Source organism: Ruegeria sp. BJ3, assembly GCF_056535665.1.
Map to the genome: position 1 here is coordinate 1,529,348 of NZ_JBQFIT010000001.1, position 13,217 is coordinate 1,542,564.

Genomic DNA, 13,217 nt, shown 5'->3' on the forward strand with positions numbered 1-13,217 from the left:
GGCTGGGTCACCCCCACAGGTGCCCCTCGGCAAACTCCACCGAATTTCCGGCTGGATCGCGTACATAGAGCGACCGGGCCCCGTTGGGCCAGTCGAATTCGGCCTCAATCGGGACGTTCCAGTCCAGCAGATGCTTGCGCATCGACGCGATCTGGTCGCGGGTCAGGATGAGGCACACATGCCCCGGACCGCGCGCACCATGCGGCGGCACCGGCAGGTCAGGATTGGTCGCAGGCTGTTCCGTCTGGTCCGGGTTGAACAACAGCAACACCGAGGTGCCGACCCGGAAGAACACGTGCCGGCCCTCGACGCGCTGAATGCGTTCCAAGCCCAGAACCTCGCCATAGAACCGTTCGGCGGCGTCCAGATCATCGACATACAGCGCGGCCTCGAGAATGCCCGAAGGCGACGGGATTCCGGCTGCTACTTTCATGACGCTATTATAACGGACATCGCTGAAATAGTCACCGCCGCGGACGCCGGTCCCGCTTGCGTTGGGGGGCGGTTTCCAGAACGGGCATCGGCAGGCTGTCCCAGCTGCCGGGGGCGAGGTCGTCCAGCGTCCAGTCTCCGATCCGGGCGCGGATCAGGCGCAGGGTGGGGTGGCCCACAGCGGCCGTCATGCGGCGCACCTGACGGTTGCGCCCCTCGCGCAACGTCAGTTCCAGCCAGCAATCCGGCACCGACTTGCGTTCGCGGATCGGGGGCGTGCGTGGCCACAGGCCCTCGGGTTCGTCGATCAGCCGCGCCTTGGCTGGGCGGGTCATGCCGTCATTCAACTCGACCCCGTCGCGCAGGGCCCGGATGGCCGCCGCATCCGGGATTCCTTCGACCTGAACCCAGTAGGTTTTGGGCATTTTGTGCTTGGGGTCCGAGATCTGGGATTGCAGCCGCCCATTGTCGGTCAGCAGCATCAACCCCTCGCTGTCACGGTCCAGCCGCCCGGCCGGATAGACCCCCGGCAGGTCGATGAAATCCGACAGGGTGCTGCGGGGCGACTCGGCATTTTTCCGGTCGGTGAACTGCGGCAGCACGTCAAAGGGTTTGTTGAAGCGGATGAACCATGACATGAGCTCCGCCTTACTCTCAGTTCCGGACCTGCGCAAGCTGTGGATAACTGTCACGTGATTGTTACGGATTCGGAATAGTCCGTTACCGAGATGTTGTGGAAAAACAGGACTTGTCAGAGTTTTAACACGATATATAGTTAAGTTAAGACCGGGGCGGGTGCTCCCCGCTCTGGTGTCCCATACAGGCAGCCGAGAGCGAGGAGCGATTCAGCCATGGACGGAGATTTCAGGACCGAATTTGTCAGGGAGCCAGGTGCCCTCAAGCACCATCCGGCATTGGTTTTGAACGCCGATTACCGCCCGCTTTCCTACTATCCGCTGTCGCTGTGGCCCTGGCAGGAGGCGATAAAGGCCGCCTGGCTGGACCGGGTCGATATCGTCGCCGAGTATGACGAAGTGGTCCGCAGCCCGAGTACGGTGATCCGAATACCGTCGGTGGTTGTCCTGAAAGACTATGTGAAACCCAGAAAGCGCGTGGCCTTCACGCGCTTTAATTTATTTCTGAGGGATGAATTCCGCTGCCAGTACTGCGGCAGCCGGGGCGAACTGACTTTCGACCATGTCGTGCCGCGTGCAGCAGGGGGCGTCACCAGTTGGCAGAACGTGGTGGCCGCCTGCAGTCCATGCAATCTGCGCAAGGGGTCGAAATCGCTGCGTCAGGCGGGGATGAGCCTGCGCAAGCCGCCTCGGCAGCCTGACGCCATAATGCTGCAGAATATCGGACGGAAATTTCCGCCGAACCACCTGCACGAAAGCTGGATCGACTTTCTGTACTGGGACGCGGAACTGGACGCCTAATAGGGTCAGCGCGCGCGCCAGGCGGCCAGCCACACCAGAACCAGACCTGCGGACAGCAGTGCGTTCCACCCAGCCATGGACAGCCCGAACATTTCCCACGGGATATCATCGCACCGTACCAACGGGGCGGCCATGATCTGCTCCATCAACTCCTCGGCGGACAGACCACTGATACTGCCCGATGTGCAACTGGACGGGCCTTCCAACAGCCCGCGCTCGACCCCGGCGTGATAGACGCCGATGCCGGACGTGGCGGCGGCAGCGGCTGCGCCGAGGAGGGGCAGCAGGCGCACGCCCGGAAATGCAAAAGCCAGCACGCCGAGCAGCACAGCCGCACCATGCGGGTAGCGTTGCCAGATGCACAATTTACACGGGGCCATGCCGCCCAGATATTGGAACCCCCAAGCCGCAAGAAGCAATGCTGCAGACCCACCCGCGGCCAGCAAAATGAGTGTCCGTTTCCGCGTCATATGTATTTCACCACCAGAAATCCGCCGATCAGAAGAATGATGAACAAGGTGAACATCAGCCCAAGCCGCTTTTCGATGAAGTCCCGGATAGGCTCGCCAAAGCCCCAAAGCAACCCGGCGACGATGTAGAACCGCAAAGCGCGGGCGAGAATCGAAGTGGCGATGAAAGTTCCCAGCGGCATTCCCGTCCAACCGGACATGATCGTGATGACCTTGTACGGGAAAGGCGTGACACCGGCGGTCAGAACGGCCCAGAACCCGAAATCGTTGAACCTCTGGTTGAATTCCTGCATCGCGTGACCCTTGCCCATCGCTTCGAGGATGGGTTGTCCGATGCTGTCGTAGAAAAACGCGCCGATTGCGTATCCCAAAAGCCCGCCCAGGACCGAGAACACCAGCGCGACGGTGGCAATCAGCCATGCCCGCGATGGGCGCGCCAGAATCATTGGGATCATCAGCACGTCGGGTGGAATCGGAAAGACCGAGCTTTCGATGAATGCCACAAATGCCAACACCCACAGGGCGTGTGGGTGGTCGGCCAGTCGGATCGTCCGATCATAAAGCGATTGCAGCATCAGCGCGAGTTCCCAAGCTTAGTCATGACGAGGCAAACCACGCGCCCGACGGGGCGTCAACCGATCTGTCTCGGGCTGATCGTCGATTGACCGATTTTTGCCTCTGGACCTTCGGCCAGATGGGCGGTAATTCAATGCGCGTGGCCCAAGTGGCGGAATGGTAGACGCAGGGGATTCAAAATCCCCCGCCTTCACGGGCGTGAGAGTTCGAGTCTCTCCTTGGGCACCACCACCGCACCCGTTTTGGTATAGTGTTCAGGGCATTTGCTCTGTCAATTGTGGCGTGTGCGGTTGACTGCGACTCGGGCATCCAGCCTCGAATTGGGCGACGAAACTGTACGCGGACTAGCGGGATCTGGACCGTCTTCGATGCAATATCGGGGGCGGCGGTAGAGTTTCCAGATCGTCAACTATAGCTACAACAAGGGTCGTCTGTGTCTCCGCTGCACGGTGTCTCTGGCAGCGTATCCGCGCGCGACTGGGCGCTGAAGTGGGCGCATTCCAGAGTGACGTGATCCTTAAAGCTCGCGCAATATGAATACGGCCGCTTTGGGTGCAGAGCTGTCAAACACTTGAAAGAACGCGATTATGGTACAGCGTCACCGGGACAGGCCGTGACGCCATCATTTGGCCATAGAAATTGGTGAAACAAAGAGCCGTGACAGGCACTGACGTGATATCAAAGCAGGCTATGACGAGAAGAGTTGGCGGGCACGGCTGTGCAGTTGCCATGCCTTTTGAGCTTTGCAATAACGGACCTCATAGTTCCCCGTCCCGGGTAATGATTATAGTTGGTTGATTTATGTGCAAAATCCTTGTGGTAGATCTGGATGGCACTCTTTTGAAGAGTGACATGCTGTACGAAAGCTTTTGGTCGGCTTTCGGACGGAACTGGCGCAGCCCGTTTCACTCCGCCGCGGCTCTGTTGGGTGGACGCGCTTCATTGAAACGTTACCTGGCCGAAGAGGCCGAAATTGACGTCACCTCGTTGCCCTATGATCCCAAGGTGGTGGAATACGTCGAGAAATGGCGCGCTGATGGCGGCAAGACCGCTCTTGTGACGGCCTCGGATGAGGGCATTGCCCAAAGCATCGGAGCCCATCTGGGTATTTTCGACGAGGTTTATGGCTCCGACGGGTCGCTGAACCTGAAAGGTGAAAACAAAGCCGAGTTTCTGGACGAACGCTTTGGTCCGGGCGGATACGCCTATATGGGCGATTCCCACGCCGACCTTGCGGTGTGGCGAAGGGCCAATCTGGCGGTTTCCGTGAACGCGGGGCCGGGACTGGCGAAACAAGCGGAAGCGGTCGCACCCAAGGTCGAGCATCTGCACACACACGAAGTGACCGCCAAGTCCTACCTCAAGGCCTTGCGTCCGCATCAATGGATGAAGAACCTTCTGGTCTTTTTGCCGATGCTGGCGGCCCATCAACTAACGGGGCAGGTGTTTTGGTTGTCGTTGCTGGCTTTCATATCGTTCAGCCTGATCGCATCCAGTGTCTATGTCCTGAATGACTTGCTGGACCTTGCAGCAGATCGGGCGCATCCGCGCAAACGCGCGCGGCCGTTTGCTTCGGGCAGCATTCCGATTTCGTCTGGAACGTGGATGGCTGCCGGTCTGCTGATTTCAGGCTCGGTCATTGCAGCCATGGTCGGGCTGGAGTTTTTCCTTGTGATGGTGGCGTATTATGCACTGACGACCGGGTATTCATTGTATCTAAAGCGCCAGTTGGTCATCGACATCTGTGTCTTGGCCGGCCTTTACACGACCCGGATCGTGGCGGGTGGAGCGGCAACAGGGTTGGAGCTTTCAGTCTGGCTCCTGGCATTTTCGATGTTTCTGTTCCTGTCGCTTGCGGCGGTCAAAAGGCAGGCCGAGTTGGTGGACTATGCGGCACGCGGTAAATTGTCGGCAACCGGGCGCGGTTATCACGTGGATGACCTTCCAATCATCTCCATGATCGCCGTCAGCGCGGGTTATGTCGCCGTACTGGTGATGGCACTTTATGTCAGCTCGCCGGCGGTGGTGCAGCTCTACTCCTACCCGCAGGCCCTGTGGGGCGTGTGTGCTGTTCTGCTGTTCTGGATCACCCGGGCCGTCATGATTACGCATCGTGGCAACATGCACGATGATCCCGTGATCTACGCGGCCAAGGACCAGGTCAGCCTGCTTTGCTTTGCCATAATTTTGCTGTTCGTCGTCGCGGGGTCAATGCTGTGACGGTTCAGGGATTGATTCTGCGCTATTCCGCCTTTGCCATCGTGGCGATGGCCTTGAACCTGGCCGCGCAGCGCGCAGTCCTGTCGCTTGGCGAGGGTGGCTGGTACTTCGCGGCTGCAGTGTTTGCGGGTACTCTGGTCGGCCTTGTGGTCAAGTATACCCTCGACAAGCACTGGATTTTCTATGACCGGCAGACGGGACTGAAGGCCCACGGTCAGAAATTCTCGCTGTATACGGCGATGGGTGTGGTCACCACTGCAATTTTTTGGGGCACCGAGACGGCCTTTTGGGTGGTTTGGAAAACCGATCTCATGAGGGAGGTTGGCGCGGTTATCGGGCTGACAGTGGGTTACGTGATAAAGTACCATCTCGATAAGCGCTTCGTATTCAACACCGGCTCGGCGGAGGCGCGGGCATGAGGCTTTCCGGCTGGGGCAGGTACCCCGTTCTTGAGACCAGCGTGATCGCGCCGCGCAGCGTCGAAAGCCTTCGATCGGTCGTGCGGGAGGGACCCGATGTGATCGCGCGCGGTAATGGACGTGCCTACGGGGACAGCGCAATTGGGCGCACGACAACCGTACACACCCGGCATCTGAACAGGATGGTGTCCTTCGACAACCAGACCGGAGTGCTGGTTGCCGAGGCGGGAGTTCTGCTAGGCGACGTGATCGCAGCGTTTCTGCCCCGGGGTTGGTTTCCGATCGTTACACCGGGCACCAAATTCGTCACGATCGGCGGTGCCATCGCCGCAGATGTTCATGGCAAGAACCACCACCGTGTCGGTAGTTTCCGCCATTGCGTCGAATGGGTTGAGGTCATGGGCGATGATGGGGAAATCACCCGATGCAGCCGCGCCTCGAACAGCGCATTGTTCGACCACACCTTGGGCGGCATGGGCCTTACCGGGATCATCGTACGGGCCGCGGTTCGGCTGCAGCCGGTCGAGACAGGTTGGATCAAGCAAAAGACCATAGCCGCACCCAGCCTTCAGGATGCGATGAATGCATTCGAGGCCGCACAGGATGCAACATACTCGGTCGCGTGGATCGACTGCTTGTCCACTGGCCGAAACCTGGGGCGGTCTCTGGTGATGCTGGGAGAACACGCTGCGGTCTCGGACCTGCCGGGGCGGTATGCCCGGCAACCCCTGATCTGCCCGACCAAGCGAAAAAAATCCGTGCCGATGGATCTGCCGTCGTTTGCCTTGAATCGCCATTCGGTTCGGGCGTTCAACGCCGGTTACTACTGGATGGGGGTTCGAAACGGCGACACCAAGCTGGTGAACTGGGATACGTTCTTTTATCCGCTGGACGCCATATTGGGGTGGAACCGTATCTACGGTCGCAGCGGCTTTGCCCAGTTTCAATGCGCGTTGCCTATCCACCGTTCACGCGCCGGTCTGACCGAGCTTTTGCAAGCTATCGCTGGCAAAGGCATGGGTTCGTTTTTGTCCGTGCTGAAACGGTTCGGTCCACAGGACAGTCCGTTTTCCTTCCCCATGGAGGGATACACGCTGGCGCTTGATTTCCCGATTTCCGACAAAACGCTCATCCTCATGGACAAGCTGGATCGGATTACTCTGGAACATGGTGGACGGTTCTACCTGGCCAAAGACAGCAGAATGTCGGCCAATACTTTGAACAGATCAGACGATCGCGTGACCCGATTCCGCGAGGCGCGCAACGTCAATGGGTGGCGGGACCGGTTCCGCTCGGCCCAGTCAGAAAGGCTTGAAATATGACAATGGAACACGTTCTCGTTCTTGGTGCCCGGTCGGATATCGGCAAGGCCATCGCTCATGAGTTTGCCGAGCGGGGGCACCCGGTCCAGCTGGCCGCCCGGAATGCTGAGACGCTCGAGGCCGACAAGGCCGATATCGAACTGCGCTATGGTGTCGGGGCAACGTTGCACGAGTTCGACGTTCTGGAAACCGGCAGCTTCGATGGGTTCATCGATGCGTTGCCTGATTTGCCGGGGATCGTCGTGTGCGTTGTCGGGTACATGGGCGAGCAGACCGAGAATGAAGGGGACGCTGCCGCGGCTTCTCTGGTGATGCGCAGCAACTTCGAAGGGCCGGCTCAGATCCTCGGAGCGTTTGCCAACCGGTTTGAAGAGCGCGGATCGGGTACGATTGTGGGTGTCAGTTCCGTGGCCGGTGATCGGGGCCGGGCGACCAACTATGTTTACGGATCGGCCAAGGCCGGCCTGACTGCTTTTCTGTCCGGCTTGCGCAACCGGCTCGCCAAGAAAGGCGTGCATGTCGTGACGGTTCTTCCGGGATTCGTCGACACACAAATGACCGAAGGAATGGACTTGCCCGAGCGTCTGACGGCGCAGCCGTCCGAAGTTGCCGCCGCAACGGCCCGGGCGGTCGAGCGCGGTCGGAACGTGATCTACGTTAAGCCGATTTGGCAATTGATCATGGCGATCATCCGAAACATCCCCGAGCCGGTGTTCAAGAAGCTCAGCATCTGACCTCGCGTTGCCGGGTGAACCGGTCACCCACTACCGTCTCTGGGCGTAGTCGCGCGCTGGCTGTCGCTGGCTGCGAGGGCCTGAATGCAGCCCACGACAAAAAACGGCATGAAATACGTGACCAGACGACCGATATTGAACTGTACGTTCAACATGGCGATGAGCGAGAAAAACGCCACCAGCGCCAAAACGTCCGTCCGGCGCAGGACCTGATTTGCAGCCTGACCGGTTACGGCAATCCACCAGCAGGCGGTCAGAACCAACAACGGCCAGACATTCAGATACAGTCCTTTGACACTTGTGCTGCCTTTCAGCGTGGACAGCGCGCTGGTGATGAATTGCCCAACCTGTCTCTGATTGTCGTTCACGCCGGGAAACGGAAATGCGGTAATGACAACCAGAAATCCAACGAACAGGCAGAACAGGGCGGCCGTGACCCTGGCCTCGTCGCTGCGCAAGGACATCATTACCAATGCGCGCAGACCAAAGATCAGCAGCGTCACGATGATGATCTTTTCATTGATGAACGCGCCAAGAAACACGGTAAGAACAAACCACTTCCATTTCTTCTCGGCAGCCAACAAAAGGGCCACCGTCAATGGAAAGACCGATATGCCGTCATTGCCTTCCAGCGCCAGAAACTGCCCCAGAAACAGAACTGACGCGGCGCCGATGAATGCCCATTGCGCAGTGGTTCCAACACGCCGCAGCAAATAGGCGTAAACCAGAAGCGCCGTCAGGACCAGGTAGAAGACGTTGGCGGCACACATCGCGGCCAGAGCCTTGGCGTCGGCAACGCTGTCAGGAAGAAAGACTTCTCCTGACCCGGTAGACAGTGACACGAACGGCAGATTGTAGAACGGCAGCGCAAGTATGACCGAGCCTATGCGGTAAACATGCGGCGAAGGGGGAACGCGGCCACGCTCTTCATCCAGAAGATACAGCAGGTAGTGGGAATAGTCGTCGAAAGAGACCGCGCCGAAGTAAACGACGCGATATGTGTCGAAAAACATCTCTCCGGCGGCGACCGTAAAGACCAGCGCCAGAAACAAATGCCAGCGGAACTCGCTGATTGATGACGATTTGCTTTGCAAAGAAGAATAACCAATCACGCTGTGAACTCACACGAACAGGAAAAAACAAATAACCGATTGTCAGAAAACAAAAAATCTTCGAACTCAGCGACCTGATAGATCATACTTGACGCGCCGCGGACCGGTCAACACGGTGCGACACACATAGTTGCGGGGTCAAGCCGGGGAAATTTTCGGGTTCTACGTCATATGTGCGTCCCGGCGCCGGGGTCGGGCGCATAACGCTTGACAACAGCGGTACGGGCAACAAACCATCGTGACTGTTGGGAGAATTCGGGAAAATTTGAGCTCATCCGTTGCCTGCTCATGCGGATTGTCATAATGGCTCGTCCCCCGGACAAGGGGCCTTTGGCCTGTCTTCCGTCCACAATAAGAATCTTGGGAGTTCCTAAATGATCAAGAAAAGCAAGCTCAGCCTCGGCGCGGTCGTGACCGCTGCCCTCATGGCTCCGGCGGCTTATGCCGAAGAATTCATCACCATCGGCACCGGCGGTGTGACCGGCGTGTACTATCCCACCGGTGGCGCGATCTGCCGTCTGGTGAACAAGGGCCGCAAAGAACATGGCGTGCGTTGCTCGGTCGAATCGACGGGTGGATCGGTCTACAACATCAACACCATTCGCGAGGGCGAGCTGGAATTCGGTGTGGCCCAGTCCGACTGGCAGTACCATGCCTACAACGGCACCTCGAAATTCGAGGAAAACGGCCCGTTCGAAGAGCTGCGCGCCGTATTCTCTGTTCACCCCGAGCCGTTTACCGTGGTGGCCCGTGCCGATTCCGGCATCAAGAACTTCGAAGACCTGAAGGGCAAGCGCGTCAACATCGGCAACCCCGGTTCGGGTCAGCGCGGCACTATGGAAGTTCTGATGGAAGCCCTGGGCTGGACCACGGATGACTTCGAACTGGCAACCGAGCTGAAGGCCGCCGAACAGTCGGCCGCGCTGTGTGACAACCAAATCGATGCGATGGTCTACACCGTCGGCCACCCGTCCGGTTCGATCCAGGAAGCCACCACTGCGTGCGACTCGGTTCTGGTGAACGTCAGCGGCGAAGCCGTTGACAAGCTGGTTGCCGACAACTCGTTCTACCGTACGGCCACCATCCCCGGCGGCATGTATCGCGGTTCGGACGCTGACACCCAGACCTTCGGTGTCGGCGCGACCTTCGTGACTTCGGCAAACGTGTCTGACGATGCGGTGTACGCGGTTGTCAGCTCGGTCTTCGAGAACTTCGACGACTTCAAAAAGCTGCACCCGGCCTTCGCCAACCTCAAGCCTGAGGAAATGATCAAGGACGGTCTGTCGGCTCCGCTGCATCCGGGCGCCGAGAAGTACTACAAAGAAAAAGGCTGGATCCAGTAATCCACCTTCAAGTCCAGAAACGAGGCGCTGTTCGCGCCTCGTTTTCACCGGTGAGAGGCCGGTAATACCAAAACTGCGCCGGAAACCGGCCGTTGGACGGGGAGACATTTGATGAGCGCTGATCAACAGGGCAATCGTCCGTTATCCGAAGAAGAACTACAGGAACTGGTCGCATCCTCGGATGCGGGGGCGCGGGACCCGGCTGGCAATGTCGGCTTGTTCCTGGCGATCGTGGCCGCGATTTGGTCGATCTTTCAAGTCGTTCTGGCGTCACCGATTGCCAACTATGTGCTGCCCGGCAGCGTTGTGAACAACGCGCGTCAGTTTCATTTGGCCTTCGCGATGTTCCTGGCCTTCGCGGCTTATCCAGCGCTTAAATCCAGTCCGCGAAACTACATTCCGATCCAGGATTGGATCATGGGTGTACTGGGGGCCGGTGTCGCCCTTTACGGCTATTTCTTCTATGACAAGATCGTCAATGCGGGCGGTCTGGCGGATGATGTCGACAAGTGGATCGCCCTCGGTGGTTTGATCCTGCTGTTCGAAGCCGCGCGGCGCGCGCTTGGCCCCGCCATGGCGATCATTGCGACGATCTTCCTGGCCTATGTGTTCTTCGGCTCGTCCGAGTGGGTGCCCGAGGTGATCCGCTGGAAAGGCGCCAGCCTGAAAAAGGCGATGAGCCACATGTGGATCACGTCCGAGGGTGTGTTCGGTATCGCCTTGGGTGTTTCGACGAAATTCGTGTTCCTCTTCGTTCTGTTCGGCGCTTTGCTGGATAAGGCCGGGGCAGGGAATTACTTCATCAAGATGGCCTTCGGCGCGCTGGGTCACCTGCGCGGCGGTCCGGCCAAGGCCGCCGTTGTCGGCTCGGCCGCAACCGGCCTGATTTCGGGCTCGTCCATCGCCAACGTCGTCACCACCGGCACCTTCACCATCCCGCTGATGAAGCGCGTAGGCTTTACCAGCGAGCAGGCCGGCTCGGTCGAGGTTGCAAGTTCGGTCAACGGCCAGATCATGCCGCCCGTGATGGGCGCCGCCGCCTTCCTGATGGTTGAGTACGTGGGCATCTCGTATGTCGAGGTCATCACCCACGCCTTCCTGCCGGCGGCGATTTCCTACATCGCGCTGGTCTACATCGTCCATCTCGAGGCCGTGAAGCGGAACATGCCCACTCTGGGCGACCGCGACGTGCATCTGGCGCGCACGGTCGTGGGGATGCTGATGTTCTTCCTGGTGTTTGCGGGGCTCTGCTATGGTTCGCAGTTCCCGGTGGATGCCGTCACAAGCTGGGCGCCGTCCAGCGCTGGTCTGATCCTGAGCGTGGCGGTGTGCGCCGTCTATGTTGCTCTGCTGTACCTGGCGGCTCAGGTTCCCGACCTTGAGCCCGATGACCCGAACGCGACCGAAGTGAAGCTGCCGGTGATCTCCGAGATCTACAAGGCCGGCCTGCATTACCTGCTGCCGATCATCGTTCTGGTCTACTTCCTGATGATCGAACAGAAGTCGCCGGGTCTGTCGGCCTTCTGGGCAACCGCGCTGCTGTTCGTGATCCTGCTGACGCAGAAACCGCTCAAGGCGATTTTCCGGGGTCAAAGCGATCTGGCAAACTCCTTTGTCGATGGAGTTGCCGATCTGTGGCAGGGCCTGATCGACGGCGCGCGCAACATGATCGGCATTGCTCTGGCCACGGCCACGGCCGGTGTGATCGTCGGCACCGTGACCCTGACCGGCGTGGGGCAGGTGATGGCCGATCTGGTCGAGTTCCTGTCCGGCGGCAACCTGATCCTGATGCTGGTGATGGTCGGGCTGCTCAGCCTGATCCTCGGCATGGGGCTGCCGACCACGGCAAACTATATCGTCGTCAGCTCGTTGATGGCGGGCGTTGTGGTGGAACTGGGCGCGCAAAGCGGCCTGATCGTGCCGCTGATCGCGGTCCACCTGTTCGTGTTCTACTTCGGTATCATGGCCGACGTGACGCCTCCTGTGGGTCTGGCCAGCTTTGCTGCGGCCGCCGTTTCGGGAGGTGATGCGATCAAGACCGGCTTCACCGCCTTCTTCTACAGCCTGCGTACCGTGGCGCTGCCTTTCGTGTTCATCTTCAACACCGACCTGCTGCTGATCGATGTCACCTGGGTTGAGGGGATCATAGTGGCCATATTCGCCACGATTGCGATTCTCGTGTTCACGGCCGGCACGATGGGCTACTTCCTGACCCACAGCCGCATCTACGAAAGCGTTGCGCTGATCGCGATCGCTTTCGCGCTGTTCCGGCCGGATTATTTCATGGATCGCATCTCGCCCTCGCACCTCGAAGTTGAGCCGGCCGGATTCGTTCAGGCCATTGGTGACGCTGAAACCGGCACCGACGTGCGGGTCGTGGTCGGCGGGCCGGATTTCGACACCGGCAACATGACCGAGACCACGGTCGTCGTCACCGTGGGGTCCGAACCTGATGGTGCGGCGCGTGTTGATGCCATGGGCTTTTTGTTGATCGAGGAAGATGGCCTGGTGAAGATGGACGAACCTATGTTCGGCTCGCCCATCGCCGATGACCTGGCCAATTTCGACTATTACGCGGACGAGCCGGTGCGTATCGCATCCGCCGATCTGCCGGTCAGCCAGCCGCCAAAACAGTTGATCTATATCCCGGCCATGCTGCTGCTGGGGTTGATCGCCTTCCTGCAACGCGGCCGTGCCGCCAGACAAGAGGTGCCCGCATGACAAAGTCCGTCCTGTGCGCCGTTGATATCAGCAACGGCAATATCGATGCTCCTGTCCTGAAAATTGCCGCGAAACTGGCCGATCTCGACGGGGCGCAGCTGGACGTGGTGACCGTTCTGCCGGATTTCGGTGAAAGCTGGGTGTCCGGCTTTTTCCGGCCCGACTTCCACGACAAGGCGCAGCACGAAGCGCATGACAAGCTGATTGAGCTGTGTGTCGATGCGGTCGGGTCGGAGCGCAACGCCACGATCCGCCATGTCGTTGCAACCGGCACGGCCTATCAGGAGATCCTGAAGACCGCCGAAAGCGCCGGCAGCGATTTGATCGTGATTGGTGCGCACAAGCCGGATTTCAAGGACTACCTGCTGGGGCCGAACGCGGCGCGAGTGGTGCGCCACTCGAACGTCTCGGTCTACGTGGTCCGCTAAGTCC

13 protein-coding genes and 1 tRNA gene are annotated in these 13,217 nt (G+C 59.3%); 9 read left to right on the forward strand and 5 right to left on the reverse strand.

Annotated features, from left to right (window positions below):
• Positions 1-7 precede the first annotated feature (7 nt).
• Together ACR3EL_RS07660 and ACR3EL_RS07665 are read right to left on the reverse strand one after the other, a co-directional pair.
• On the reverse strand, positions 8-433 hold the full coding sequence (locus ACR3EL_RS07660) for a VOC family protein (RefSeq protein WP_480721058.1): 426 nt from the start codon (positions 431-433) through the stop codon (positions 8-10).
• 31 nt (positions 434-464) lie between these two features.
• Entirely contained in the window at positions 465-1,070 is a 606-nt protein-coding gene (locus ACR3EL_RS07665; RefSeq protein WP_170338471.1) for an rRNA large subunit pseudouridine synthase E, read from the reverse strand.
• Between the two features lie 213 nt (positions 1,071-1,283).
• On the opposite strand from ACR3EL_RS07665, the gene ACR3EL_RS07670 reads away from it, so the two are divergent.
• Entirely contained in the window at positions 1,284-1,868 is a 585-nt protein-coding gene (locus tag ACR3EL_RS07670; protein WP_170338473.1) for an HNH endonuclease, read from the forward strand.
• Positions 1,869-1,873: 5 nt separating this feature from the next.
• Here the strand turns inward: ACR3EL_RS07670 and ACR3EL_RS07675 are convergent, their stop codons facing one another.
• Positions 1,874-2,338, reverse strand: a complete 465-nt coding sequence (locus tag ACR3EL_RS07675) for a disulfide bond formation protein B (RefSeq protein ID WP_170338475.1) — start codon at positions 2,336-2,338, stop codon at positions 1,874-1,876.
• Positions 2,335-2,913: a YqaA family protein gene (locus ACR3EL_RS07680; RefSeq protein ID WP_093962156.1), complete on the reverse strand. Its 579-nt coding sequence runs from the start codon at positions 2,911-2,913 to the stop codon at positions 2,335-2,337. Before ACR3EL_RS07680 ends, ACR3EL_RS07675 begins: the two co-directional genes overlap by 4 nt.
• 143 nt (positions 2,914-3,056) lie before the next feature.
• On the opposite strand from ACR3EL_RS07680, the gene ACR3EL_RS07685 reads away from it, so the two are divergent.
• The 5 genes from ACR3EL_RS07685 to ACR3EL_RS07705 all read left to right on the forward strand — a co-directional run bounded on the left by ACR3EL_RS07685 (position 3,057) and on the right by ACR3EL_RS07705 (position 7,609).
• A tRNA-Leu gene (locus ACR3EL_RS07685) sits at positions 3,057-3,142 on the forward strand.
• A gap of 573 nt (positions 3,143-3,715) precedes the next feature.
• Positions 3,716-5,134, forward strand: a complete 1,419-nt coding sequence (locus tag ACR3EL_RS07690) for a UbiA family prenyltransferase (protein ID WP_170338476.1) — start codon at positions 3,716-3,718, stop codon at positions 5,132-5,134.
• Complete coding sequence (locus ACR3EL_RS07695) at positions 5,131-5,553, forward strand: GtrA family protein (protein ID WP_170338477.1); 423 nt, start codon at positions 5,131-5,133, stop codon at positions 5,551-5,553. Before ACR3EL_RS07690 ends, ACR3EL_RS07695 begins: the two co-directional genes overlap by 4 nt.
• The gene (locus ACR3EL_RS07700) at positions 5,550-6,875 is read left to right on the forward strand and encodes an FAD-binding oxidoreductase (RefSeq protein WP_170338478.1); all 1,326 of its coding nucleotides are present in this window, start codon (positions 5,550-5,552) and stop codon (positions 6,873-6,875) included. Before ACR3EL_RS07695 ends, ACR3EL_RS07700 begins: the two co-directional genes overlap by 4 nt.
• A gap of 2 nt (positions 6,876-6,877) precedes the next feature.
• Positions 6,878-7,609 carry an SDR family oxidoreductase gene (locus tag ACR3EL_RS07705; protein WP_244952411.1) on the forward strand — a complete coding sequence of 244 codons (732 nt, stop codon included), beginning with the start codon at positions 6,878-6,880 and terminating at the stop codon, positions 7,607-7,609.
• A 23-nt stretch (positions 7,610-7,632) separates the two neighbouring features.
• Here the strand turns inward: ACR3EL_RS07705 and ACR3EL_RS07710 are convergent, their stop codons facing one another.
• The gene (locus ACR3EL_RS07710; protein ID WP_480721064.1) at positions 7,633-8,703 is read right to left on the reverse strand and encodes a hypothetical protein; all 1,071 of its coding nucleotides are present in this window, start codon (positions 8,701-8,703) and stop codon (positions 7,633-7,635) included.
• Between the two features lie 392 nt (positions 8,704-9,095).
• Between ACR3EL_RS07710 and ACR3EL_RS07715 the strand changes: the two genes are divergently transcribed.
• The 3 genes from ACR3EL_RS07715 (at position 9,096) to ACR3EL_RS07725 (ending at position 13,213) form a co-directional block, all read left to right on the forward strand.
• Positions 9,096-10,064 (forward strand): TAXI family TRAP transporter solute-binding subunit, encoded by a 969-nt coding sequence (locus ACR3EL_RS07715; RefSeq protein ID WP_170338481.1) that lies wholly within the window; start codon positions 9,096-9,098, stop codon positions 10,062-10,064.
• Positions 10,065-10,175: 111 nt separating this feature from the next.
• The gene (locus ACR3EL_RS07720; RefSeq protein ID WP_480721067.1) at positions 10,176-12,785 is read left to right on the forward strand and encodes a TRAP transporter permease; all 2,610 of its coding nucleotides are present in this window, start codon (positions 10,176-10,178) and stop codon (positions 12,783-12,785) included.
• Entirely contained in the window at positions 12,782-13,213 is a 432-nt protein-coding gene (locus ACR3EL_RS07725) for a universal stress protein (RefSeq protein WP_480721069.1), read from the forward strand. The genes ACR3EL_RS07720 and ACR3EL_RS07725 overlap by 4 nt, the downstream gene beginning before the upstream one ends.
• Positions 13,214-13,217: the final 4 nt, after the last annotated feature.

Coding starts and splice junctions, on each gene's coding strand:
- ACR3EL_RS07660 (WP_480721058.1), bottom strand. CDS start 433: ATGAAAGTAGCAGCCGGAATCCCGTCGCCTTCGGGCATTCTCGAGGCC.
- ACR3EL_RS07665 (WP_170338471.1), bottom strand. CDS start 1,070: ATGTCATGGTTCATCCGCTTCAACAAACCCTTTGACGTGCTGCCGCAG.
- ACR3EL_RS07670 (WP_170338473.1), top strand. CDS start 1,284: ATGGACGGAGATTTCAGGACCGAATTTGTCAGGGAGCCAGGTGCCCTC.
- ACR3EL_RS07675 (WP_170338475.1), bottom strand. CDS start 2,338: ATGACGCGGAAACGGACACTCATTTTGCTGGCCGCGGGTGGGTCTGCA.
- ACR3EL_RS07680 (WP_093962156.1), bottom strand. CDS start 2,913: ATGCTGCAATCGCTTTATGATCGGACGATCCGACTGGCCGACCACCCA.
- ACR3EL_RS07690 (WP_170338476.1), top strand. CDS start 3,716: ATGTGCAAAATCCTTGTGGTAGATCTGGATGGCACTCTTTTGAAGAGT.
- ACR3EL_RS07700 (WP_170338478.1), top strand. CDS start 5,550: ATGAGGCTTTCCGGCTGGGGCAGGTACCCCGTTCTTGAGACCAGCGTG.
- ACR3EL_RS07705 (WP_244952411.1), top strand. CDS start 6,878: ATGGAACACGTTCTCGTTCTTGGTGCCCGGTCGGATATCGGCAAGGCC.
- ACR3EL_RS07715 (WP_170338481.1), top strand. CDS start 9,096: ATGATCAAGAAAAGCAAGCTCAGCCTCGGCGCGGTCGTGACCGCTGCC.
- ACR3EL_RS07720 (WP_480721067.1), top strand. CDS start 10,176: ATGAGCGCTGATCAACAGGGCAATCGTCCGTTATCCGAAGAAGAACTA.
- ACR3EL_RS07725 (WP_480721069.1), top strand. CDS start 12,782: ATGACAAAGTCCGTCCTGTGCGCCGTTGATATCAGCAACGGCAATATC.